Source organism: Stenotrophomonas sp. YJH_SMC_135 (assembly GCF_059372355.1).
Genome location: NZ_JCAFVN010000001.1, coordinates 1,001,074 through 1,024,125 on the forward strand (window position 1 = coordinate 1,001,074; position 23,052 = coordinate 1,024,125).

The 23,052-nt window shown below is 66.6% G+C and carries 24 protein-coding genes and 1 other RNA gene; 14 read left to right on the forward strand and 11 right to left on the reverse strand.

Annotated elements, in window-relative coordinates; genetic code table 11:
- Positions 1–132 precede the first annotated feature (132 nt).
- The 6 genes from AC5P98_RS05135 (at position 133) to AC5P98_RS05160 (ending at position 7,957) form a co-directional block, all read left to right on the forward strand.
- Entirely contained in the window at positions 133–360 is a 228-nt protein-coding gene (locus AC5P98_RS05135) for a hypothetical protein (RefSeq protein WP_041863314.1), read from the forward strand.
- Positions 357–1,127, forward strand: coding sequence for an SDR family NAD(P)-dependent oxidoreductase (locus tag AC5P98_RS05140; protein WP_014646786.1), 771 nt, complete (start codon positions 357–359; stop codon positions 1,125–1,127). Before AC5P98_RS05135 ends, AC5P98_RS05140 begins: the two co-directional genes overlap by 4 nt.
- A gap of 91 nt (positions 1,128–1,218) precedes the next feature.
- Entirely contained in the window at positions 1,219–2,442 is a 1,224-nt protein-coding gene (locus AC5P98_RS05145) for an efflux RND transporter periplasmic adaptor subunit (RefSeq protein ID WP_014646787.1), read from the forward strand.
- Between the two features lie 127 nt (positions 2,443–2,569).
- A complete protein-coding gene (locus AC5P98_RS05150) occupies positions 2,570–5,740 on the forward strand; it encodes an efflux RND transporter permease subunit (protein ID WP_014646788.1) in 3,171 nt (1,056 codons plus the stop codon).
- A 64-nt stretch (positions 5,741–5,804) separates the two neighbouring features.
- Positions 5,805–6,542: an SDR family oxidoreductase gene (locus AC5P98_RS05155; RefSeq protein ID WP_014646789.1), complete on the forward strand. Its 738-nt coding sequence runs from the start codon at positions 5,805–5,807 to the stop codon at positions 6,540–6,542.
- Complete coding sequence (locus AC5P98_RS05160) at positions 6,536–7,957, forward strand: efflux transporter outer membrane subunit (RefSeq protein ID WP_049404691.1); 1,422 nt, start codon at positions 6,536–6,538, stop codon at positions 7,955–7,957. The genes AC5P98_RS05155 and AC5P98_RS05160 overlap by 7 nt, the downstream gene beginning before the upstream one ends.
- 40 nt (positions 7,958–7,997) lie before the next feature.
- On the opposite strand, the gene AC5P98_RS05165 is transcribed toward AC5P98_RS05160, so the two are convergent.
- A complete protein-coding gene (locus tag AC5P98_RS05165; protein WP_014646791.1) occupies positions 7,998–8,375 on the reverse strand; it encodes a VOC family protein in 378 nt (125 codons plus the stop codon).
- A gap of 140 nt (positions 8,376–8,515) precedes the next feature.
- Between AC5P98_RS05165 and AC5P98_RS05170 the strand changes: the two genes are divergently transcribed.
- The gene (locus AC5P98_RS05170) at positions 8,516–8,779 is read left to right on the forward strand and encodes a hypothetical protein (protein WP_032959134.1); all 264 of its coding nucleotides are present in this window, start codon (positions 8,516–8,518) and stop codon (positions 8,777–8,779) included.
- Positions 8,780–8,798: 19 nt separating this feature from the next.
- Here AC5P98_RS05170 and AC5P98_RS05175 read toward each other — a convergent pair whose 3' ends face one another.
- The gene (locus AC5P98_RS05175) at positions 8,799–9,656 is read right to left on the reverse strand and encodes an endonuclease/exonuclease/phosphatase family protein (protein ID WP_049404689.1); all 858 of its coding nucleotides are present in this window, start codon (positions 9,654–9,656) and stop codon (positions 8,799–8,801) included.
- Between the two features lie 401 nt (positions 9,657–10,057).
- On the opposite strand from AC5P98_RS05175, the gene AC5P98_RS05180 reads away from it, so the two are divergent.
- Positions 10,058–11,284 carry a cytochrome P450 gene (locus AC5P98_RS05180; RefSeq protein WP_049404686.1) on the forward strand — a complete coding sequence of 409 codons (1,227 nt, stop codon included), beginning with the start codon at positions 10,058–10,060 and terminating at the stop codon, positions 11,282–11,284.
- 20 nt (positions 11,285–11,304) lie between these two features.
- Here AC5P98_RS05180 and AC5P98_RS05185 read toward each other — a convergent pair whose 3' ends face one another.
- Both AC5P98_RS05185 and hchA read right to left on the reverse strand, forming a co-directional pair.
- Entirely contained in the window at positions 11,305–12,009 is a 705-nt protein-coding gene (locus AC5P98_RS05185; protein WP_049404684.1) for a PA1136 family autoinducer-binding transcriptional regulator, read from the reverse strand.
- 4 nt (positions 12,010–12,013) lie between these two features.
- On the reverse strand, positions 12,014–12,886 hold the full coding sequence (hchA, locus tag AC5P98_RS05190; protein ID WP_049404683.1) for a glyoxalase III HchA: 873 nt from the start codon (positions 12,884–12,886) through the stop codon (positions 12,014–12,016).
- A 379-nt stretch (positions 12,887–13,265) separates the two neighbouring features.
- Between hchA and AC5P98_RS05195 the strand changes: the two genes are divergently transcribed.
- Entirely contained in the window at positions 13,266–14,489 is a 1,224-nt protein-coding gene (locus AC5P98_RS05195; RefSeq protein WP_065427886.1) for a cytochrome P450, read from the forward strand.
- An 18-nt stretch (positions 14,490–14,507) separates the two neighbouring features.
- Here AC5P98_RS05195 and AC5P98_RS05200 read toward each other — a convergent pair whose 3' ends face one another.
- A complete protein-coding gene (locus tag AC5P98_RS05200; protein WP_049404679.1) occupies positions 14,508–16,529 on the reverse strand; it encodes an esterase/lipase family protein in 2,022 nt (673 codons plus the stop codon).
- Positions 16,530–16,675: 146 nt separating this feature from the next.
- On the opposite strand from AC5P98_RS05200, the gene AC5P98_RS05205 reads away from it, so the two are divergent.
- Positions 16,676–17,137 (forward strand): methyltransferase family protein, encoded by a 462-nt coding sequence (locus tag AC5P98_RS05205; RefSeq protein ID WP_032959162.1) that lies wholly within the window; start codon positions 16,676–16,678, stop codon positions 17,135–17,137.
- Positions 17,138–17,151: 14 nt separating this feature from the next.
- Here AC5P98_RS05205 and AC5P98_RS05210 read toward each other — a convergent pair whose 3' ends face one another.
- Positions 17,152–17,637 (reverse strand): hypothetical protein, encoded by a 486-nt coding sequence (locus AC5P98_RS05210; protein ID WP_032959123.1) that lies wholly within the window; start codon positions 17,635–17,637, stop codon positions 17,152–17,154.
- A 162-nt stretch (positions 17,638–17,799) separates the two neighbouring features.
- Positions 17,800–18,153: a transfer-messenger RNA gene (ssrA, locus tag AC5P98_RS05215) on the reverse strand.
- Positions 18,154–18,373: 220 nt separating this feature from the next.
- Here ssrA and AC5P98_RS05220 point away from each other — a divergent pair.
- The gene (locus AC5P98_RS05220) at positions 18,374–18,946 is read left to right on the forward strand and encodes a hypothetical protein (protein WP_032959122.1); all 573 of its coding nucleotides are present in this window, start codon (positions 18,374–18,376) and stop codon (positions 18,944–18,946) included.
- Between the two features lie 26 nt (positions 18,947–18,972).
- On the opposite strand, the gene AC5P98_RS05225 is transcribed toward AC5P98_RS05220, so the two are convergent.
- Positions 18,973–19,404, reverse strand: a complete 432-nt coding sequence (locus AC5P98_RS05225) for a GNAT family N-acetyltransferase (RefSeq protein ID WP_014646804.1) — start codon at positions 19,402–19,404, stop codon at positions 18,973–18,975.
- Positions 19,401–19,904: an SsrA-binding protein SmpB gene (gene smpB / locus AC5P98_RS05230; RefSeq protein WP_005409231.1), complete on the reverse strand. Its 504-nt coding sequence runs from the start codon at positions 19,902–19,904 to the stop codon at positions 19,401–19,403. The genes AC5P98_RS05225 and smpB overlap by 4 nt, the downstream gene beginning before the upstream one ends.
- Before the next feature lie 57 nt (positions 19,905–19,961).
- Here smpB and AC5P98_RS05235 point away from each other — a divergent pair, with 57 nt between their 5' ends.
- Together AC5P98_RS05235 and AC5P98_RS05240 are read left to right on the forward strand one after the other, a co-directional pair.
- Positions 19,962–20,387: a type II toxin-antitoxin system RatA family toxin gene (locus tag AC5P98_RS05235; RefSeq protein WP_032959119.1), complete on the forward strand. Its 426-nt coding sequence runs from the start codon at positions 19,962–19,964 to the stop codon at positions 20,385–20,387.
- A 3-nt stretch (positions 20,388–20,390) separates the two neighbouring features.
- Positions 20,391–20,648 (forward strand): RnfH family protein, encoded by a 258-nt coding sequence (locus AC5P98_RS05240; protein ID WP_014646806.1) that lies wholly within the window; start codon positions 20,391–20,393, stop codon positions 20,646–20,648.
- Between the two features lie 33 nt (positions 20,649–20,681).
- On the opposite strand, the gene AC5P98_RS05245 is transcribed toward AC5P98_RS05240, so the two are convergent.
- Entirely contained in the window at positions 20,682–21,074 is a 393-nt protein-coding gene (locus AC5P98_RS05245; RefSeq protein ID WP_014036847.1) for an outer membrane protein assembly factor BamE, read from the reverse strand.
- A 103-nt stretch (positions 21,075–21,177) separates the two neighbouring features.
- Between AC5P98_RS05245 and fur the strand changes: the two genes are divergently transcribed.
- Entirely contained in the window at positions 21,178–21,594 is a 417-nt protein-coding gene (gene fur, locus AC5P98_RS05250; protein WP_014646807.1) for a ferric iron uptake transcriptional regulator, read from the forward strand.
- A 63-nt stretch (positions 21,595–21,657) separates the two neighbouring features.
- On the opposite strand, the gene AC5P98_RS05255 is transcribed toward fur, so the two are convergent.
- Complete coding sequence (locus AC5P98_RS05255) at positions 21,658–22,965, reverse strand: SGNH/GDSL hydrolase family protein (protein WP_049407705.1); 1,308 nt, start codon at positions 22,963–22,965, stop codon at positions 21,658–21,660.
- Positions 22,966–23,052: the final 87 nt, after the last annotated feature.

Sequence of the window (23,052 nt, forward strand, 5' to 3'; positions counted from 1 at the left end):
ACGTCGGGGATGGGACAATCGTGACAGAACGATTGGACCGGGAGCGGGATGATTATTCCCCTTAATCAGGACTAATCAAGTAAAGGTTTGAGGTCTATCGTGGCGCCATTCGTGAAATGGAGCCCCCTCGCCATGAGCCTGCGCAACATTCTTGCCCGCTTCCGGCATGTCGGCCAGAACACCCTGGACCTGGCGATGACCGTCGAAGCCCGTCCGAGTTCCTTGGTACACAAGGACTTTCGTGAGTTTACCGCGCCCATGCGTCAGCAGCGTGGCGGTGCCATCCGCCTGGCCCCGCACAAGGGTGACCGGCTGCGCCGGATCGGGACTATCCCGGATTTGGGAGGAAATGTCCCGTGAATGGGATACTGACGCCCGAAGTCCTGGTCCTCGGCGGCACCGGTGCCGTCGGCCAGGGCGTGGTCGGCGCATTGCTGGAAGCCGGCAGCCCGGTGCTGGTGGTTGGCCGCGACCCGGGTCGGCTGGCGGCGCTGCATGAGCAGTTCGCTGATGAGCCTGGCCTGGAGACGCTGCTGGGCTCGCTCAGCGATGACGGCTCGGCACGTGCCTTGGCCGAACGCATCGCGCAGCGCCCGCGTCCGCTGGCGGCGGTCATCGCCGCAATGGGTGGCCCCTACCGTCGCGGCCGGGTGACCGACCGCAATGGCGATGAGCTGTTGGGGGCGATGCAGGCCGACCTGATGCCGCACGTGCACGCGGTGCGTCACCTGCTGCCACTGCTGCAGGACAACGTGCATGCACGCCGCTACGTGATGATCGGCAGCCCCGCCAACGCCAAGCCCTGGGCGGGCTACGGCGAGACCTCGATCACCACCGCCGCGCTGCGCATGTACGCGCAGGTGGTGCACCAGGAAGCGCAGGCACTGGGTGTGCGCGCGCAGATGCTGGAAGTCTGCAGTCCGGTGTGCACCCCGGCCAACGCGGCCAATGCGTGCATCGAGTGGCCAAGCTCGTTGCTGGTCGGTCGTCGTGTGGTCTCCCTGCTGGACGGCTGCCGCGACAACCGCGCCATCGTCCGCTGCGACAGCAGCGATGCCGAACTGCCTCGCGGCCTGCTGCACCTGGATGTCCCTCCACTGTGGCGCGATACCGCGGGCATCGCTTGACCTCGACCATGGTTGAGGTCGCAGTATGCGCCGCCGATTTTTGCAACACGTTCTCATATAGCTGTACCACCCCTCCGTACGGATGCATGCCATGACTTCCCCCAATACCACCCCACATCGTTTCGGCCATCGCATCGCGATGGTCGGCGTGTCGATCCTCGCCGCGGCCGTGCTTGCGGCCTGCAGCGGCGGCCATGCCGAAGAGGCCGGTGCTCCGCCGCCGCCGCAGGTCAGCGCCGCGCCGGTGCTGGTCAAGCAGGTCAGCCAGTGGGACGAGTTCAGCGGCCGCGTCGAAGCGGTGCAGAGCGTTGAACTGCGCCCGCGCGTGTCCGGCTACATCGACAAGGTCAACTACGTCGAAGGCCAGGAAGTGAAGAAGGGCGAAGTGCTCTTCACCATCGACGCGCGCAGCTACCAGGCCGAGTACGATCGCGCGGCCGCCGAGCTGGCCCGCGCCCGCACCCAGGCCACGCTGGCCCGCAGCGAGTCCGAGCGTGCCAAGCGGCTGTCCGAGCAGCAGGCGATCTCCACCGAGACCGCCGAGCAGCGCCGCGCGGCTGCCGACCAGTCCGGCGCCGCCGTGCAGGCCGCGCAGGCGGCGCTGGATGCCGCCCGCCTCAATCTGGAGTTCACCAAGGTGCGTGCGCCGATCGATGGCCGTGCCGGCCGCGCGATGGTCACCGCCGGCAACCTGGTCACCGCCGGCGACAGCGCCAGCGTACTGACCACGCTGGTCTCGCTGGATACCGTGTTCGTCTACTTCGATGCCGACGAAAGCACCTTCCTGCGCTACGCACAGATGGCACGCAAGGGCGAGCGCCCCAGCGAGCGTGACAGCGCGCTGCCGGTGAAGGTCGGCCTGTCCGGGGAAGAGGGCTACCCGCATGCGGGCAAGGTCGACTTCCTCGACAACCAGGTGGCCCGCAGCACCGGCACCATCCGCGTCCGTGCGCTGCTGGACAACGCCGACCGCCAGTTCACGCCGGGCCTGTTCGCCCGCGTGCAGCTGCTTGGCAGCGGCCAGTTCCAGGCCATGCTGATCGATGACAAGGCCGTGCTGACCGACCAGGACCGCAAGTACGTCTACGTGGTCGACAAGGATGGCAAGGCCCAGCGCCGCGACATCCAGCTCGGCCGCACCGCCGACGGCCTGCGCATTGTCGAGCACGGCCTTGCCGCCGGCGACAAGGTGATCATCGACGGCGTGCAGAAGGTCTTCATGCCGGGCATGCCGGTGCAGGCCAAGGCCGTGGCGATGCAGCCGCAGGCTGCGCCGGCACCGGGCCGCGATGCCACCGCCGCCCTGAACCACTGATCCGCCGGCTCCTGATCCGCGTCCCCGCTTAGCTGCCGGCGCCAGCGGCAGCCTTCCCTGCCTTCGTCATCCCGGCGAGGGGCAGGGTGGCTGTTGCCCGCCGAATGCCTTTCCCAGGAATTCCTCCATGGACTTTTCCCGTTTCTTCATCGACAGGCCGATCTTCGCGGCGGTGCTGTCGATCGTGATCTTCGCCGCAGGCCTGATCACGATTCCAATCCTGCCGATCAGCGAGTACCCGGAAGTGGTGCCGCCGTCGGTGGTCGTGCGCACGGTCTATCCGGGCGCCAACCCCAAGGTCATCGCCGAGACCGTCGCCACGCCGCTTGAAGAAGCCATCAACGGCGTCGAAGGCATGATGTACCTGAAGTCGGTTGCCGGCTCGGACGGCGTGCTGCAGATGACCGTCACCTTCCGCCCCGGTACCGATCCGGACGCGGCGGCGGTGAAGGTGCAGAACCGCGTGGCGCAGGCGCAGGCGCGCCTGCCCGAGGACGTGCGCCGGCAGGGCGTGACTACGCAGAAGCAGTCGCCAACCTTCCTGATGGTGGTGCACCTGACCTCGCCGCAAGGCAAGTACGACACCCTGTACCTGCGCAACTACGCCCGCCTGCACGTCAAGGATGCGCTGGCGCGTATTCCGGGCGTGGGTGACGCGCAGATCTTCGGTGGCGGCGACTACGCCATGCGTGCCTGGCTGGACCCGGACAAGGTGGCTTCGCGTGGCCTGACCGCCAGCGACGTGGTGCGTGCCATGCGCGAGCAGAACGTGCAGGTTTCGGCGGGCCAGCTCGGCGCCGAACCGTTGCCGAACAGCCAGTTCCTGACCCTGATCAACGCCCAGGGCCGCCTGAAGAGCGAAAAGGAATTCGGCGACATCGTGCTCAAGAGCGGCACCGATGGCGAGATCGTGCGCCTGGCCGACGTGGCCCGCCTTGAACTGGGTGCCGGTGACTACACCCTGCGCTCGCAGCTGGATGGCAAGAACGCGGTCGGTATCGGTATCTTCCAGTCGCCCGGTGCGAATGCGCTGGAGATTCGTGACCAGGTCATCTCGACGATGGACGAGATGCAGAAGACCATGCCGGCCGACGTGAAGTACGAAGCGGTGTATGACACCACCATCTTCGTGCGCGACTCGATCAAGGCCGTGGTCTCCACGCTGCTGGAAGCCATCGCCCTGGTGGTGCTGGTGGTGATCCTGTTCCTGCAGACCTGGCGTGCCTCGATCATCCCGTTGATCGCGGTGCCGGTGTCGGTGGTGGGTACCTTCGCCGCGTTGTACCTGCTGGGCTTCTCGATCAACACGCTGAGCCTGTTCGGCCTGGTGCTGGCGATCGGCATCGTGGTCGACGACGCGATCGTGGTGGTGGAGAACGTCGAGCGCAACATCGAGGAAGGCCTGTCACCCACCGCGGCGGCCCACCAGGCCATGCGCGAGGTCTCCGGCCCGATCGTGGCGATCGCGCTGGTGCTGTGTGCCGTGTTTGTGCCGATGGCCTTCCTGTCCGGCGTCACCGGCCAGTTCTACAAGCAGTTCGCAGTCACCATCGCCATCTCCACGGTGATCTCGGCGATCAACTCGCTGACCCTGTCGCCGGCCCTGGCCGCGCGTCTGCTGAAAGCCCATGGTGCTCCGAAGGATGCGCCGAGCCGCCTGATCGACCGCCTGTTCGGCTGGGTGTTCCGTCCGTTCAACCGCTTCTTCAAGTCCAGCTCGGAGAAGTACGAGCGTGGCGTAGCCCGCATCCTCGGCCGTCGTGGCGCGGTGTTCGTGGTCTACGCGATCCTGCTGGTCGGTACCGGCGTGATCTTCAAGCTGGTGCCGCCGGGCTTCATCCCGACCCAGGACAAGCTGTACCTGATCGCCGGTGTAAAGCTGCCGGAAGGTTCGTCGATCGCGCGCACCGATGAAATGCTGCGCAAGGTTGCCAAGATCGCCCAGGAAACCGATGGCGTGGCCCACACCATCTCGTTCCCGGGTCTGAACGCGCTGCAGTTCACCAACACGCCGAACACCGGTGTGGCGTTCATCCCGCTCAAGCCGTTCGCCGAGCGCCATGGCCGCACCGCCGCACAGATCAATGCCGAGATCAACCAGAAGATCGCCGGCCTGCAGGAAGGCTTCGCGTTCGCGATGATGCCGCCGCCGATCCTCGGCCTGGGCAACGGCAACGGCTACCAGATGTTCATCGAGGACCGTGGCAACCTGGGTTACGGCGCGCTGCAGAATGCGGTGCAGGCAATGCAGGGCACCGTTGCGCAGACGCCGGGCATGGCCTTCCCGATCAGCAGCTACCAGGCCAACGTGCCGCAGCTGGATGCCGAAGTGGACCGCGTCAAGGCCAAGGCGCAGGGCGTGCAGCTCACCGAGCTGTTCGACACCCTGCAGACCTACCTCGGTTCGGCCTACGTCAACGATTTCAACCAGTTCGGCCGTACCTGGCAGGTGATCGCCCAGGCCGACGGTCCGTTCCGCGAGACGGTCGAGGACATCGGCAAGCTGCGTACCCGCAACGACCGCGGCGAGATGGTGCCGATCGGTTCGATGGTCACCATCAAGCAGACCTTCGGCCCGGACCCGGTGCTGCGCTTCAATGGCTATCCGGCAGCAGACCTGGCCGGTGAGGCCGACCCGCGCCTGCTGTCCTCGGCCGAGGCGATGAACAAGCTGACCGAGATCGCCGGCAAGGTGCTGCCGGTGGGCATGACCACCGAATGGACCGACCTGAGCTACCAGCAGGCGACCCAGGGCAAGGCGGCCTTCATCGTGTTCCCGGTGGCGATCATGCTGGCCTTCCTGGTGTTGGCCGCGCTGTACGAGAGCTGGTCGCTGCCGCTGGCGGTGATCCTGATCGTGCCGATGACCCTGCTGTCCGCGCTGTTCGGCGTGTGGCTGACCGGTGGCGACAACAACGTGTTCGTGCAGGTCGGCCTGGTGGTGCTGATGGGCCTGGCGTGCAAGAACGCGATCCTGATCGTCGAATTCGCCAGAGAGCTGGAGATGGGCGGCAAGGGCATCGTTGAAGCCGCGCTGGAAGCCTGCCGCCTGCGTCTGCGCCCGATCGTGATGACCTCCATCGCCTTCATCGCGGGTACCGTGCCGCTGGTGCTGTCGCACGGCGCGGGTGCCGAGGTGCGCTCGGTGACCGGTATCACCGTGTTCGCCGGCATGCTGGGCGTGACCCTGTTCGGCCTGTTCCTCACCCCGGTGTTCTACGTGGCCCTGCGCAAGTTCGTCACCCGCAACGGCGGTGGCCAGCTGGTGCAGCACGGCGAGCCGACCATCCACCACTGACATGGAACCCCGTCGCCGCCGGTCAATGGCCGGCGGCGGCTTCCCCCTCACAAGGCATGCATCCATGAATACCCATCAGAACAAGATCGCGCTGGTCACCGGCGCCACCCGTGGCATCGGCCTGGAAACCGTGCGCCAGCTGGCCCAGGCAGGTGTGCACACGCTGCTGGCCGGTCGCAAGCGCGATACGGCGGTGGAGCTGGCACTGAAGCTGCAGGCTGAAGGCCTGCCGGTCGAAGCCCTGCAACTGGACGTGACCGACGCGGCCAGCATCGCCGAAGCGGTGGAGCAGGTGCGCCAGCGTCACGGCCGCCTCGACATCCTGGTCAACAATGCCGGCATCATGATCGAGAACCCGGCGCAGGCGCCGTCGGAGCAGTCGCTGGACACCTGGAAGCGTACCTTCGACACCAACGTGTATGCGCTGGTCGCAGTAACCCAGGCATTCCTGCCGCTTGTCAAGCAGGCCAAGTCCGGGCGCATCGTCAACGTGTCGAGCATGCTCGGCTCGCAGACCCTGCACGCGGATCCCTCATCGGGCATCTACGACTTCAAGATTCCCGCCTACAACGCGTCCAAGGCCGCGGTGAACAGTTGGACCCTGAGCCTGGCCTACGAGCTGCGCAACACCCCGATCAAGGTCAATACCGTGCATCCGGGTTACGTGAAGACCGACATGAACGGCGGCAACGGCGAAATCGAAATCGCCGAAGGCGCGCGCTCCAGCGTGCAGATGGCGCTGATCGGCGAATCCGGTGCCAGCGGCAGCTTCACCTACCTGGGCGAGGTGCTGCCATGGTGATCCGCACGTTGGCGATGGCCGTCTCCAGCCTGGTGCTGGCAGGCTGTGTCAGCGTCGGCCCCAACTACAAGGCCCCGGTGCAGGAACCGGTGGTCCTGCAGAGCGCACAGCAGCCGGTCTTCAGCAGCGTTTCGCCGGTGGCCAGCTGGTGGGCGCAGTTCGATGATCCGGTGCTGGAACAGCTGGTGCATGGCGCCCTGTCGGACAACCTGGACCTGCGCGTGGCCGTGGCCCGCGTCAGCCAGGCCCGCGCGGTGTTCGTCGAAAGCCGTTTCGACCAGGCGCCGCACATCACCGCTGGCGGCAGCTACGACCGCCGCAAGCAACCCGATCCGCAGCTGGGTGGGCAGCGGGTGTTCAGTGAAAGCTACCAGCTCGGCTTCGACGCCGGCTGGGAGCTGGATCTGTTCGGCCGCAAGCGCCGTGCCGCTGAGGCCGCACGCGCCGACCTCGGTGCCGAGCAGGCCAACCTGGCCGATGCGCAGGTACTGGTCGCCGCCGAAGTGGCACGCAATTACTTCGAGCTGCGCGGAACGCAGAAGCGCATCGCGGTGGCCCAGCACACGCTGGAAAACCTGCGCGATACGCAGAAGCTGACCGAGGCGCGCTGGGAACTGGGCGCGGGAAGCGAGCTGGATGTGCAGAGCAGCCGCGCCCGCCTGAAGGCGATCGAGGCCGACATCCCGTTGCTGGAAGTGGCCGAGGCGCAGTCGCGCAACCGACTGGCCGTGCTGCTCGGCCAGCGCCCGGAAGTGCTGACCGACATGCTCGCGCCGCACGACGTGCCGGCCTTCGCCAAGGCGCTGCCGCTGGGCGATACCCGCGAACTGCTGCGCCAGCGCGCCGACGTGCGCGCGGCCGAGCGTCGCCTGGCCGCTGCGACCGCACGCGTGGGCGTGGCCACCGCGGACCTGTTCCCGCGGTTGTCGCTGTCCGGCTTCGTCGGGTTCCTCGGCGGCGATGCCAGTGGCCTGGTCAATGGCAACAACAAGGCCTGGTCGCTGACCCCGTCGCTGAGCTGGGCAGCATTCGACTTCGGTACCGTGCGTGCACGCCTGCGTGCCAGCAAGGCTGAAGCCGAAGGCGTGGCCGCGCAGTACGAGCAGGCCGTGCTGCTGGCGCTGGAAGATACCGAGAACGCGCTGACCCGCTATTCCAAGCAGCAGGCACGGCTGGCGATCGTGGTCGAGCAGGCACAGGCCGCACGGCGTGCCGAATCACTGGCACAGATCCGCTATCGCGAAGGCTCGGAAGACTTCCTGACCCTGCTGGATGCGCAGCGCACGCAGCTGGCGGCCGATGACGCCCTGGCGGCGGCCGAGTCCGAAGTCAATGTCAGCGTGGTGGGCGTGTACAAGGCGCTGGGCGGCTGGGGGCAATCACCGCAGCAACCGAGCGTGGCGCAGGTGCAGTAACCGCAGGGGACGGAGGCAGTGCTTCCGTCCCCTCCTGCTTTCAGGGCCACTGATTGGCAGGCACCTCGCGCTCGCGCATGCGCACGATGCAGAAGCGATGGCCGGTCGGTGCTTCCATCACCCACCAGCGTTTGACGAAGCCTATCCGGCGCGCGCCGAGCTTCTCCAGGCGGTCGGCCTCGGCATCGATGTCGTCGCTCTCGATGTCCAGGTGCACCCGTGACGGGTGATCGACCCGCTGGACTTCCACGTTCAAGCCCGCCGGTGCACCCAGCAGGTCGGCATACTCGGCGCCCCCTTCGACACGCGCCGCCTGTGCCTGCAGGCCGAGCGCGGCGGCCCAGAAGCCGGCACCTGCGTCGGCGGGAAGGTCCTGGCAGTCGATGATGAATCCAGCCAGCCGGCTCTGGTGGGCCATGTCCTGCTCCGCAGTTCGGGGGAGGAGGCAGGGTAACGCGATGCGTTCCGCGTACATCTTCACCTTCGTGACGTTTCTGACTCTGCCGGAATCCCGGCCCGACGTGTAACAAGTGGGTCAGGCACTCGGGAGGACAGGCGATGGCGGATGGAAGGCGGGATACCCAACGGATGTTGTTCGGCGATCCGGGTCCACCCGGTGCGGGTCTGTCAGTGGCGGTCGTGGTGCTGCTGGTGCTGGCGACGATGGCGGCGGCGGTCGGTTTCCTGCGCCTGCAGGATTCGATGTTGGGGCTGGGCCTGATTGGCGTGGCCGTGTTCCTGGCGATCGGGGCCCGCATCTGCCAGGCGCGCGACCAGCATCAGGCGCTGTATCGCCTGCTGTCGCGGCAGCCACCGCCGTAGCGGCGGCTGCCGTGGCTGCTCAGTGCCTGGGCCAGTCCAGTTCGACCACCAGCGGGAAATGATCCGATGGCAGCACGCCACCGATGCGGCGGTCATCGGTCAGGAAGCTGCGCGCATGGAAGCCGCGCACCAGGACCCAGTCCAGCTGCACGGTGGCCTTGCCGGTGAAATCGTGGAAGGTCAGCCGCGGGCCCTGCGGAGCCTTCACCTGGGTACGGGTGTCCTGCAGCACGCGGGTGAATGCCTTGTAGGTGTCGCCGCCGGGTTCGCTGTTGAAGTCGCCGGTCAGCACGACGGGCAGATCGGCCGGCAGGTTGGCCACGCGCTTGCCGATCAGTTCGGCACCCCTGACCCGCCGCGGCTCGTCTTCGTCGCGGTAGGGCAGGTGGGTGTTCATGAAGTAGAAGCGGCGGCCGTCGTCGATGCGGCGGAACAGCGCCCAGGTGACCATGCGTGGATACAGGTTGCCCCAGGTGATGCTGCCGGGCACATCGGGCGTATCGGACAACCAGAAGTTGCCTGATTCCTCGATCGCCAGCACCTTGCTGTCGTAGAACACGCCCATGTGCTCGTCGCCGCTGCCGCCGCGGCGGCCCTCGCCGAACCAACGGTAGCCGGGGAGGTGTCCTGCCAGGTACTCGGCCTGCTCCTGCACCAGTTCCTGGGTGCCGATCACCGCCGGGTGCGCATCGAGGATGACCTTCACCATCGCGTCGCGACGGTCGGGCCAGCGCTTGCCCGGCTCGGTATCGGCCGGGGTGCGCACATTGAACGACATCACCTTCAACGGCGCGGGGGCTGCGGCCCAGGCGCTGGTCGCAGGCAGGGCAAGCGCCAGCAGCGCAGACAGTACAGGGCGACGGAAACGCGACAACATCGTGGAATCCCTCCATTCCATGAAAACGGTTTCATGGAGCATCGCACGGATTGCCTGTTCATGGCTGTGCGCGCGCTGGCGGTATCCGCCTGTCGCTGCGGCGTATTCAGCAGGGCCTTTGACAGCGCATTGACCCGCCCGCGCGGGCCTGCGTGCTAGAACGGCGCTGCCGGCCACTGAACCCGGCACCGCAGCAACCATCAACGGAACCACAAGGAGCTGTGCCATGACACGATTGATTCGCGCCCTGCAGGTGTCGCTGAACCTGCGTTCGGACAATTCCACGCAGTGCATCCGTTCCAAGTATCGCTACTGGAATATCTTCTGACCGGAAGGACTCCACGTATTCGATGACATCGCCAGGGAGGGTCGATGATCTTCCCTGGCATTGGAGGCAGGGCATGGATGAGCGTGCAGCGGATGCGGAAGTGGTTTCCATCGACGACCTGCTCGAACGCGTGCGTCGCGAAGGGCCGGTACTGCGCTTCAACAATGATGTTGTCGGCATCTTTGATCCGGCCTTGGCGGTCAGGATCGACAAGGCCAACACCGACCAGCACACCGTACCGGATTCACTGATTGATTTTCTTGGGCTGCGCAGTGGGAGGGACCCCGTTGCGTGGCGCGAGGTGCGGGCGTTGCTGAGCGAGCAGGCCGGGCGGCTGGCCAGTCCCGGCCACATGCGCGACCTCTACACGCGCATGCATGGCTTCCTTGCCCAGCGCGCGGACAGGCCGCATGACCTCAGCGAACTGAGCTGGTGGACGATCTCGCAGTCGCTGTTGCCGATGCTGATCGACGGCCTCAGTCGATCCGACGTCGATGCGCTCATCGGTGAGCAGAAGACCCGATACAACGCCATCGTGCTGCAGAACTTCTCGTTCTGGCGGCGGATCATCGACTTCCATCTTTCCCGCCGCGCGGCGCGCACGGTGTCGCGGCACATCCGGCGTCGTGCGCGCCAGACCGTGCCACGCGAGGACTTCCTGCAATCCCTGCTGCCGCTGGTGCAGCGGGTCGGGGTGGACCGCGTGGCCTATCTGGTGTCGATGGTGCTGGCCGGCATGTCGGGCCTGCCGGGCATCACGGCGGCCAGCCTGCTGTACGCGATGCATCGATTTCCGCACTGGCAGGCGCGCATCCGCGAGGAAACCTCGGCGCTGAGCCTGGAGCAGTTGTATGCGCTGCCGATCAAGTCGCTGCCGTGCACGTCGCGTTTCGTCAAGGAAACCCTGCGGCTGTGGCCGGGACTGTTCGCGCTGCATCGTCCGGCCTCGCATGATATCGATATCGAGGGCGTGTGCATCCGCAAGGGCGGGGCATACGAGTTGTCGTCCTACTTCCAGCATCATTCGCCGGAGTACTGGCAGAACCCGGACAGCTTCGATCCTGATCGCTGGTTGCCGGAGCGACGCCAGGCCAACAAGGGCGCCTACGTGCCCTTCGGATTTTCCTCGCGGGCCTGCATCGGCAGTGCGGTCGGCCACGCGCAGCTGCTGCTGTTCTGCGCATTGGTGACCCGCGATTTCGAGTTGACGGTGCAGGATGAGCCCACGCCGTGGATGCAGCTGGAAGGCTTCGCCATTCCGGTCGATTTCATCGGTACGCTGACGCCGCGGCACGCCTGACAGCATCTGTACTGCCTGGCTCAGTCTTCAATCTCGCCACGGCGGCCTGCCGCGCGCACCGCCTGCGCGGTGGTGGCCACGCCGAGCCGTTGTCGCGCTCGCCGCAGGTGGTTCTCCACCGTGCGTGCAGACAGCCCCAGCGTGGCCGCGATCTCCGCCTGGCGCCGTCCAGCGGCGACCCAGCGCAGCACCTCGCGTTCGCGTGCGCTCAACGCGCCTGCGCGAACATCCGCGGGCGCCTCGGCGAGCTGGCGCGCCGCACGGAAGGCTGACGTTCCGACCATTTCCAGCAGCAGGCGCGCGCTGGCGGATGCATCAATCGAGGTGCCGGCGAAACTGACCGCACCCTCCAGGCCGGTCGGGCCGAACACCGGCACCTGCAACCCATGCAGGCCATCGCCGCGCGGCTGCTTCACCACCTGATAGCGTTCGCCGCGCACGCCCTGGCGCTTGCTCCAGAAGAACGGCGCATTGCTGTCCAGTACATGGCGGTTGACCGGGCAGGCATGCAGGTAGCGGGCGAGTGCGGTATCGCTGCCGTCGCCGAACCAGTCACCCTCGATCCAGTACACGCGCTGCGCGTCGCGTTCCAGCCCGGTCCCGGTGGCAAACACCAGCAGTCGATCGTAGCCCAGGGGTGAGGCGGCGGCGCGCAGCACGCCGCCCACCGCGGGCAGTGACCGCGCCTGTTCCAGTTCCAGCAGCGGGGGCACCAGCGCAGGCATGGGTTCAGCGCCCCGCCAGTGCATCGAGCAGCGTACGTGCGGCCAGCTTGCCAAGCGCGTTGCCGGCCAGCGGGCTGTCGCCGGTCAACAGCAGGCGATCCTGCAGCACGCTGCCATCAATCCCCTCGTTGACGATCTGCACGCCCTGCTGCGCCAGTCGTTCACCGAAGAACCAACGCAGCTGCCCCGGCATGTAGCCGATCTCCGGTGTCTGCCGGTCCATTGCGTCGGGGAAGGCGCAGATGCGGTAACCACGGAACAGCGAGCCACCGTCGGCTTCGTCGACGCCCGCCGCCAGCAGCGCCGCCGGGCCATGGCAGAGCGTGATGATGTGGCGCTGCCCGGCCATGGCCCACTGCAGCGTGGCCTTCACCGCCGCGCTCTCCGGCAGGCCGATCAGTGCGCCGTGGCCACCGGGAATGAAGATGGCGGCATAGTCCGAATCGGCTCCCAGGCCGGCCACCACCTCATCCAGCTGCAACGGCTGGCGGAAGCGCGCCTCATAGCGTTCGTACAGGGCGCCGATCTCGCGGTCCTCGCGCGGGAAGGCCCACCATTCGAACTTGACGGCGTTGCCGGACAGCGTCGCCACGTCTATGTCGAAGCCGGCCTTGTCCAGGTGGTACATCGGCAGCAGGGTTTCCACCGGATGGTTGCCGGTGGAGAACAGATGGCCATTGGCGGTCGGCAGATAACGCTCGTCGGCGGCGATCATCAGCACCTTCCAGCGGCCGTCGCGGCGTGCATCCGGATAGTCGGCCCCGGACAGGTCGCTCTGGGGCGAGGTGAACTGCGACAGCGAGTACGGCGACGGGAAGAAGGCATCGCGCTCGGCCGGATCGGGGCTGGGCTGGCGGCTGGGCTCTTGCGTGTTCATGCGGACCTCCGTTGGGGGAAAGTGAGCCCAGCATAGGAGGCCGCGTGCGCAGGCGCGATGAGGGATTCCCCTCAATGGACCACCACCCGGATGCTGCATCGCGCCACCGGCCCGGTTGGACAGCGGGATTATGTCGTGTTATCTAGCCGGTGCCGGGATAATCCCGGCATAACCACACAGCAAGCAAAGGAATGAAAATGAAAAGATTCGCCCGAGCATTGCGCGTCACTCTGAATATCCATCCGAACGAGAAGAGCAGTGTGTGGAATACCTGGCCGCTCTGGGTCGAGTTCTGATCCCGCGGGGCAACCCCGCGATTGAGCGGTAGCAAGACGAAGGGACTCGTCTTTCGAGTCCCTTCCTGCCGGAGACGCACTGCATGCAAGGGATGTCGAATGAAGGCAGCGCCATTGCTGCCGAGCGCCTGGCTGCGCGCGTGGAGCGCGAAGGGCCGGTGCTGAAACTGGAAACCGGCGGTATCGGGGTGTTCTGCCCGGAACTGGCCGGCAAGGTCGACAAGGAGAATTCCGAGCACCTGTTCGTGGTCGAGTCGCTGGCCGACCTGTTCCGCCGGCACGAACGCGTGCGCTGGACCGAAGTGCGCAGCCTGATTGCCACGCGCAGTGCTGAGCTCACCAGTGCACAGACTCTGGAGGCGCTGCAGTCGCGCATGCGGCAGGCATTGGACGCACTGTGCGGGCGCGAGCTGGATGCCACGCCAGCCGTGTGGAAGGTGATGGCGCATCCGCTGGTGCCACTGGTGATCGATGGGCTCGACGCGCGCGGCACCGCGGCCATCGAACGCGCCCTGCATCTGCGCTATACCACCCAGGTCGAGCAGGTCATCCATCGGCGTCATCTGCTGCGCAACTTCCTCATCGGTCGCGGCGAATCGCGGGCGATCGCCGCCGAACTCAAGCGCCGGGTCCGCAGCGGACGTTCGGCGCTGGACTACGCGCAGTCATTGCTGAGCCTGCGCGAGCGCATCGGCCTGGACAAGGTCACCTACCTGGTCACCGTGCAGCTGATCGCCATTTCCGGCGTGCCTGGCATGATGGCCGCCTGCCTGCTGCTGGCGATGCAGATGCATCCGCGCTGGCGCCAGCGCATCGAGGAGGAATTCGCGCCGCTCTCGGATGCGGAGATCCATGCGCTGCCGATGGCCAGGATTCCCTGCACGATGCGCTTCCTGAAGGAAGTGATGCGACTGTATTCCACGCCCTTCAACAACCGTCGGGTGGCCGCCTGCGATCTGCAGGTGGAAGGGCAGGCCATCGCCGAGGGCACGGTGTTCGAGCTGAGTTCGTTCATCCAGCATCGCTCGGCGAAGTACTGGGATGATCCGCTGCAGTTCGATCCCGATCGCTGGCTGCCCGAACGGCGCAAGCGCACCGCCGGCATCTATGTGCCTTACGGCTTCCCCACGCGCTCCTGCGTGGGGTCGGCGGTGGGCAACGCGCAACTGGTACTGCTGTGTGCGCTGCTGGCGCGCGAATTCCGTTTCACCCCCAGCGCCGACTACCGGCCCGAGGTGCGCATGGAAGGCTTCGCGATTCCCGCGGCGCTGCACGGCACGTTCTCGCGCCATACGGCCGGTGCCTGATCTGCAGGGGCGGACGGCTTACTTTGCCGTACGCCCGTGTTCCTGCATGTCCTCATGCAGGATCCGCCGCAGCTCGACGATGGCCGGCGTGGCTTCCTGCACGCTGTGACCGGACACGATCACCTTCTCCGAAACGGCGTGTGGCAGGTGCGAGCTCCAGTAGGGCACCAGCCCGTCATCGGTTTTTTCCAGTGGGCCATCGGCCTTGGCGCGGGCGATGATCGAGTGGTAGTGCACCTTCGGTGACATCGGCAGGTCGGCCACGGCGCGGACGAACGGGTCGTCCTTGTCCAGGTTCTGGATGCTGTTCATCTGGTAGCCGTGCTTGCCATCGTTGCGATCGATCTGGCCGTCGTTGGCCAGCGTCGCCACGTCCTCCAGCACGGTCAGCGGCAGCCGTACCAGGCGGCCGATCCAGCGGCCGAGGCGGGTACCGGCCACGTCGGTGCCGCGATGCGGTGTGGCGATGAAAACCACCCGCGATACTTCCGGTTCCGGCAGGAAGGTCAGTACCGGCGCGCCCTTGGTGCGCAGCAGCTCGCGCTGGGCGGGCGTCATCTGCGCGGTGGCCAGCAGGGTGTCGACCAGGTGGTCGCCGGAGGAAGAGACCATCAACCGCGCGATCACCCCGCCCATGCTGTGCCCGACCAGCACCATGTCATGCGAGGCCTGCGCCTTGCCGCTGGGGTCGAAGTGCTTGAGCACTTCGGCCAGCGTGTGGCGCATCGCATCGTGGCTCATCGCGATGGGCATGTTGGTCGGGTAGTAGAACTGCCAGACCTGGAAGTCCTGGCGGATCTCGTCGTCGCGCATCAGTTCGTTGGCCACGTTCACCCAGGCCTCGGGACTGCTGGCCAGGCCATGGATCATCAACAGCACGCGGCGGTTCGGGTCGTAGGGCTGCATCATGTACAGATGCGGCGCGTCGATGCCGCCCTTGCCACCAAACAACGAGCGCAGCGACTGCTGGCTGAAGTTGGAGCGCGCCAGCCACAGTGCGTAGCCCGCAGTGAAGTTGGCCGCCAACGGCACCTGCTGGCCGTGCAGGGTTACTTCCGAGACCTGGTAGGGATCGTGGATCTCCAGTTCCGGCTCGTCGTCGTGCAGCACTTCCCACAGGTTCTTTCCCGAGAAGCGCAGCAGCACCGTCATCGAAGGCGAGGGCATCTCGCTCCAGCTCTGCGCGGCCGTGGTGCTTGCCTGCGCGGCGGGCGTCGCTGCCGAAGGCGGGGTGGCCGTGCTGCCAGCCGGATCGTCCATCACCGCCACCAGCTCGGCACCGAAGCCATCGCGGCGATGCACGCTGCGCAGCGTACCAGTGAACGACAGCGAGGCCGCCGGTACCAGCTCGGTGGGGGTGCGTGTATCCAGCGGCGATGCTTCGCCCGAAGGGGCCAGCACGAAGGTCCAGCGGCCGAGCTGGAAATGGCTGGCCTGGCTGTGCACGCGCCCGGTGGCGTACGCGTTGTACAGCTGCACCGAGGCTTCCTGCACAGCCAGGTTGTAGTAGTCGCGCACCTGGGTCTGGCGGTCCTCGAAACCACGCTGGTTGGCGGTGCGCTCGGTGAAGAACAGATAGGCATAGGCCTGGCGCGCGACCTGCATCCACGCATCGAGGCGCGGCTGGAAGTCGGCATCCAGTTCGGTGATTGCGGTCTTGGCGCGGCCGGATGCCGAGTACTCACGCTTCGGCGCCGGCAGGGTCATCGCATGCTGCAGCCACAGCTCGGCCAGGCTGGAGCGCTTGTCTTCCTCGCGCACCACGATGCTGCTTTCCATGGCCTCGATGCAGGGCAGGCCGGGCTTGGCACAGACGCCCTCATCGAGCCCGGCCACGCGCAGGGTCTCGGTGGTCGCCGCGCTGAGCTTGCCGGAGGTGAGGATGTCACCGCGCTTGAGCGCGATGTACTGGCCGGGCGTGACCGAGGCGACCTGCACCGACGGCCCGAACTGGCGCAGCGTCGCGCAGCCCCCCAGGGTGAGCAGCACGGTGATGATGAGGGTCGTGCGGCCGATGAAGCCCATGCCCGTGGTAGCCATACGATGCTCCTGCGCGGTGGCGTCACTCTAGCGGCCGGCCTGTCAAAGCGGAATAGACCGAACGGTCGGTTTGGGCCTGGCCGCCGTGGGCGATTCAGCCATTCCCGTGTGACACTGCGGCGAATGGAAGGGACACGGTGATCGCGATGGCCTGGCTGGAAACCCGCATTCCCCCGCCCGTGGTGATGCTGCTGTTGGCCGCTGCGGGCTTTGCAGCACGCTGGCTGTGGCCGGGTTTCCACCTTCGGGTGCCGGTGCCGGTTCTGCTCGCAGGCGTGACGGTGACGCTGGGTGTCGTGCTCAATCTGCTGCCCAAGCTGTCTTTCCAGCGCGCCGGTACCACCGTCAATCCTCTGCGACCTTCGGCGTCGAGCGCGCTGGTTACCAGCGGAATCTACCGCCGCACGCGCAATCCGATGTATCTGGGCCAGGCGTTGGTCCTGCTTGGCGCCATGGTGTACCTGCAGAACCTGATCGCGCTGCTGGTGGTGCCGCTGTTCCTGGTGTACATCACCCGGCTGCAGATCCTGCCGGAGGAGCGGGCATTGATGGCCCGCTTTCCCGAGGCGTACGCGCAATACCGTCATCGCGTGCCGCGCTGGCTGTAGCGTCGGCTACGCCATCAGCGGCTGATCTGGCACTTCACCGCAGCCGAATAACCCTCGTAGTCGTCGCCCGCGATCACGTGCAGGGTGTGGCGCTTGTCAATGCGCTTCACGTACGACGGCTCTTCGGTGTTGGCATGCTCGTTGACCTCGGTCACCGACCAGGCCTTGGCCAGGCGCTTGGAATCGACGCCGTTCAAGTACACGAAGAGGCTCTTCTCGCCTTCGGCCACGTTTACATCGGCACTGGTGACCGTGCCGCCAAACAGCGCGACCGGCTTGTCCTCCGGCTCGAAGGTGCCGCCCGGTTTCTTGGCCAGGCCGGCGGCCTGCAGCGCATCGATGGCGTCGGCCGCACTGAAGTTCGAGCCGGCCTTGCAGGCCAGCAGCGCTTCCAGCGTGGCGGTGCCGGGGGGCGCGATGGCCGGCGCCGCAGCGTGCGTGGCTGAGGCTGCGGCGAGGGTGGTGAGGAGCAGGACGAGCGTGGTTGTGGCGGTTTTCATTGCAGATCCTTCTGGCGGCAGCAGGCCGGGGCAATGCAGCGATGGAGCGAAAGCTCCATCCCGATTATGCCCCACGCTTCCCGCACGACGAGCAGGCACAAAAAAGCCGGAACCCCCTCGACGGGAGATCCGGCTTCTTGCGGCCTCGACAGGCCATACAGATGGTGGAGGTGGGCGGAATTGAACCGCCGTCCGAAGGCACTCCATCCCCAGCACTACATGCTTAGCTCACCGTTGGATCTCGTCCCCGAACAGCACGGTGCGCAAAGCGCATCCGGGAACCAGCCTGTTGTGTTCTAGTGCCGGACTGACAGGCAGCCATCCAGCGCGATTCCATGATAGTGACTCTACACCGCGAGCATGGACACAAGCGGTTTCGAGGCTTAGGCCTTAAGCGGCCAGAGCGTAGTTGTCGTCGTTGGCAACTAGAGTTTTGCAGCTGGATTTACGAGGAAAGCTACCCCCTCGGCATGCGCCAGGCGACTTCACAACCCCCGTCGAAACCAATGCACCCCCGGTTTCTTCAAGTTCTGCAAGGTACAAGGCCTGTTTCGTGTCGCCACGGCCAGTGCCTGCCCAACGCGGCCAATGCTACGCCAAAACAGCTGAACAGTCACCGTGGCAATCCACAACATGTTGTAGAGCCAGCGGCATAGCGGATTGGTAACGTCACTGGCACGAATTTGCGACACACTGGCGGCGACCATCCGGGCCAGGACAGACACGGAGACTGTGGGTGACCGATGCAAGCCAACAACGCAGCCTGCGGCAGCTGATCGGGCCGGTCGGTGCCGACTACCAGCGGCGCGCCCTGCCGCCCGGCTGGGTCTGGGCAGTGCTGGCGGTGTTGCTTGCGGCCACCGCGCTGACCGAGCTGCCGGCGACTGCGGCCGCGGCATTGGTGGCCAGTGCGGTGGTTGTGCACTGGTCGCAGCGCGGTCGCATCCATTGGCTGGGCTGGCGCCTGCCGGGCCTGGCAGTGTTGGCGGCCCTGCTGTGGGGGCCGGAAGTGCTGTCGCAATGGTTCGAGCACGGGTTGGCCGTGGTCCTGATGTCGTTGGCCAGCCTCAGCATCGGCGTGCATGTATGGCAGTCCCGACAGATGGCGCGGCAGCTCCAGGGCGCGGCCGATTCGCTGGATGACGCCCAGCTGCTGGCCCTGCTGCCGGCCGACGCGGCCCAGCTGGCGCAGCGGTGGCGCGCCGGCGATGACCGGCATGCGCCGGAACTGGCAGTGGTGATGCACCTGGCCGTGATGCACGCAGCGCTGGCACCGCGAATGCGCGGGCAGGGCGTGCTGGCAGGGTGACCGGTCGGCGGTTTCCGCCGCCGCGGTCAGGAACCTGACAATGGCTTGCGCAGGTAGATCCGCTCGTGCCCGGGCGGGCAATCGGGCAGCCGCCCATAGACGGTATAGCCCTGCCGCAGGTAGAAAGCTTCGGCCTGCCAGTCGAAGGTATCCAGCATCACGTTGCGGGCGCCAAGCTGGCGCGCGGCGGCTTCTGCTTCCGCCAGCAGGCGCTGGCCGATGCCTTGCCCGCGCAGTTCCGGATCCACCCACAGCACATGTACCTGCAGCCAGCCGGCACAGACGTCGGCCAGAACACCACCGCGCAGCGCGCCGTGCTCGTCATGCCAGGCCAGGCGGACTGGAGTCTCATCGAGTGAATCGCCGCCGTGGGCCTGGTTGAAGGCCAGCAGGCGCGCGCACAACGTGCGCGTTTCATCGGCGCTGGCAGTCACCATGGCGCCGATGGGGGCGGTCATGCGTCGCGGTTGCCGCGACGCATCACACGCTGCTTCTCGATCGCCCAGTCGCGGTCCTTGGCGGCATCGCGCTTGTCGTGGGTCTGCTTGCCCTTGGCCAGCGCGACTTCGAGCTTGATCTTGTTCTTGCTCCAGTACATCGCAGTGGGCACGATCGTGTAGCCATCGCGCTCGACCTTGCCGACCAGCTTGTCGATCTCGCTCCGGTGCAGCAGCAGCTTGCGCTCGCGCCGGTCATTGGCCACCACGTGGGTGGAGGCCTGGATCAACGGGGTGATCTGCGCGCCGATCAGGAAGATCTCGCCGTGCTTCACATAGGCGTAGGCGTCGATGATGTTGCCGCGGCCAGCGCGGATCGACTTCACCTCCCAGCCCTGCAGGGCCAGGCCGGCCTCGAAGCGCTCTTCGATGTGGTACTCGTGGCGGGCACGCTTGTTCAACGCGATGGTTTTGTTGGCCGTCGCGCTCTTTGCTTTATCCTTGCCGCTGTTCTTGCTCATTTCCGTATTGTCTCCGATTCGGGCCCGCCCGGTCGATTGCCGAAACGTCCTGTATTCATGCCTACTATCCGCCGCAGCGCCCTGGTCGAACATTCGGCCGCGCGCATGTTCGACCTGGTCAACGACGTCCAGGCCTATCCGCGCCGTTTCCGCTGGTGCTCGGCTGCCCAGATCCTGGAGCAGGGCGAGGACCGCCTGGTGGCGCGCCTGGACCTGGGCCTGGGCTCGTTCAGTACCTGGTTCCAGACTGAAAACACCCTGCAGCGCCCGCACAGCATCGACATGCAGCTGCGCGATGGCCCGTTCAAGCAGCTGCACGGCCGCTGGGAATTCCATGCGCTGGCCGAGGATGCGTGCAAGGTCACCCTGACCCTGGAGTTCGAACCCAGCTCGCGCCTGCTCGGTCCGGCCCTGGCGATCGGCTTCCAGGGACTGGCCGATCGCATGGTCAATGATTTCGTCCGCGTCGCCGACGAGGGCTGAGCGATGATCGAGGTCGAGGTGGTGCTGGCTTGGCCGGAGCGCGTGCTGTCGCGCCACCTGCAGCTGGAAGAGGGAGCGACCGTGGCCGACGCCATCGCCGCCGCTGCGCTGGAAGGTAGTGCCGACTGTCCGGCCGCCGCGGTGCATGGCGTGCTGGCCCGTCCACAGCAGGCGCTGCTGGACGGGGACCGCATCGAGCTGCTGCGCCCGCTGCTGGCCGACCCCAAGGACAACCGCCGGCGTCGCGCGCTCGGCGGTTGATCCCGGCAACCCGTCCCTGCGGACGGGCAGGCCTCAGCGGCCCTTCTTCTTCTTGTCCTTCGGCAGGTTGCGGCCGAACTGGCGCACCGTCTGCTGGGCCAGGGCCTTGTCGTTGCCCGGGAAGTAGTCGCCTTCCCAGCGGGTAACGGCGTCATTCTCGAAGAACACCACGAAGTTCTTCACTTCGGTGCGGCCGAGGCGGTTCACGCGCTGGCTGGAGGTGTAGTCCCAGCGCTGGGCGTGGAACGGGTCGGGGATGGACGGGGTGCCCAGCAGCGCGGTGACCTGCTGCTTGCTCTGCCCGACCTGCAGCTTGGCCACGGCATCTTCCCGGATCAGGTTGCCCTGATAGATGGGTTGCTTGTAGATGATGCCGCACCCGGTGGTGGACAGGGCGACGGCGGCGACCAACAGGAGATTGCGCATCGGGACTGGCGGTTGGGGAAATCAAACCGATGATACACTCCCGGCGTGCCACCGCGACCCAATCCGAGGCAGCTGGCGCTAAATCGCCAATGAACGGAGACCTATGGAAACCCACGACCTGCGTAAAGTCGGCCTGAAGGTGACCCATCCGCGGATGCGGATCCTGGCGCTGCTCGAACAGCGCAATGCCCAGCACCACCAGCACCACATGACCGCCGAGGACATCTACCGCCAGCTGCTCGAGCATGGCGACGAGATCGGCCTGGCGACGGTCTACCGGGTGCTGACCCAGTTCGAGGCCGCCGGCCTCGTGCTCAAGCACAATTTCGAGGGTGGCCAGGCCGTTTACGAGCTGGACCGTGGTGGCCACCACGACCATATGGTCGACGTGGACAGCGGCAAGATCATCGAATTCGAAAGCCATGAGATCGAGGAGCTGCAGCGCAAGATCGCGGCCGATCACGGCTATGAGCTGGAAGAACACTCGCTGGTGCTCTACGTGCGCAAGAAGCGCAAGTAGGCCGTTCCGGCCAGCCGCTAGCGACGAAACCCCGGGCTTGCCCGGGGTTTTTCGTTGCCGGGGTCAGGGCCCTTTCCCTCCAGGAAAGGGGGCCGGCCCCGGGCGCTCTGCGGGGTCGGATCCCTTTGCGCCAGCAAAGGGCTCTGACCCCTTGCAACCGAGCAGGATCTCCAGGTCCACCGCCTCGGCCATCGCCCGGTTGCCGGCATCCCCCGGGTGGAGGTGGTCGCCGGAGTCGTAGGCGGCGGCCATCCGTGACGGATCGGCCGGGTCGCGCAGCGCCGCGTCCAGGTCGATCACCGCGTCGAACGGGCTGTTGCTGCGCAGCCACGCATTGAGCTGTTGGCGCAGGGCCTCCTTGTCCGGGTGGTAGTAGTCGTCCAGCGGCGTGCCGGGCAGGGCGCCCGCGAACGGCATCAGGGTGGCGCCGAATATGCGTAGACCCCGCCGATGGGCCTGTTCGGCCAGGGCACGATAGCCGGCCTGCAGCTCGGGCAGGCTGGGCCGGGGCTGCGCGCGGGCGAAGGCAGTACCGGGCCAGCTGATGTCGTTGATGCCGATCAGCACGATGACGCTGGCGACGCCGGGCTGATCCAGTGCGTCACGCCGCAGGCGGGCCAGAACCGACTCGCCCATGCCGTCGCTCAGCAGCCGATTGCCGGAAATGCCCGCGTTGACCACCGCGACGCCGCGCGGTGCCAGACGCGCGGCCAGATGGTCGGTCCAGCGCTGGTCCTGGTCGAGGCTGGCGGTGGCGCCGTCGGTGATCGAGTCGCCAATCACCACCACGCTACGCGCACTGGCGGCGGCCTCGACCTCGATCCCGGTGAGGAACAGGCGTGCGGTAGTGGAACTGGCACCCTGCAGGTCGCGCGCCCGGGCCTGATTGCCGCCGGCGATCCAGCTGGTCTGGCGGCCGTCCCAATGGAACGCCTGCACCGGCGTCGGCCCCGGCACGAAGACGCTGACCTGCAGCGCCTGGTGGTCTTCCGTGGCCACCGCCAGCGGATCGCTCAGCCGTTCCTGACCGGCACCGATCAACACCCCAGGCTGGCCGTCGAAGCTGAGCGGTTGCGGGGTGGCGCCCGCGCCCGCGGCCACGCTGGCCGCCCCGATCCGCAGCGGCTGGGTGCCGTAGGCATTGCTCAGCCGCACCCGCAGCCGGGACCCGCCCAGGCTGATGCGCGCGGTCTGGCGGAAGGTCTGGTCCTGCAGCGTGGCCGGAACCAGGGTCGGGAACAGGAAATCCGCGTCCCAGACCGGTTGCGGGCTGGCCTGCCAGCTGGCGACCCAGTGCGGGGCGGATGCGGCACTGGCGACGCCGGACAGGGCGAGCAGGGCGGTGGCGGTGAGCTGGCTCAAGCGGTTCATCGGGCAATCCAGGTGGGAGGGAACGCCATGGTGATTCCGGGGTCATCTGTGAACTAGACTGCGCATGGACAATCATCTGTGAACTGG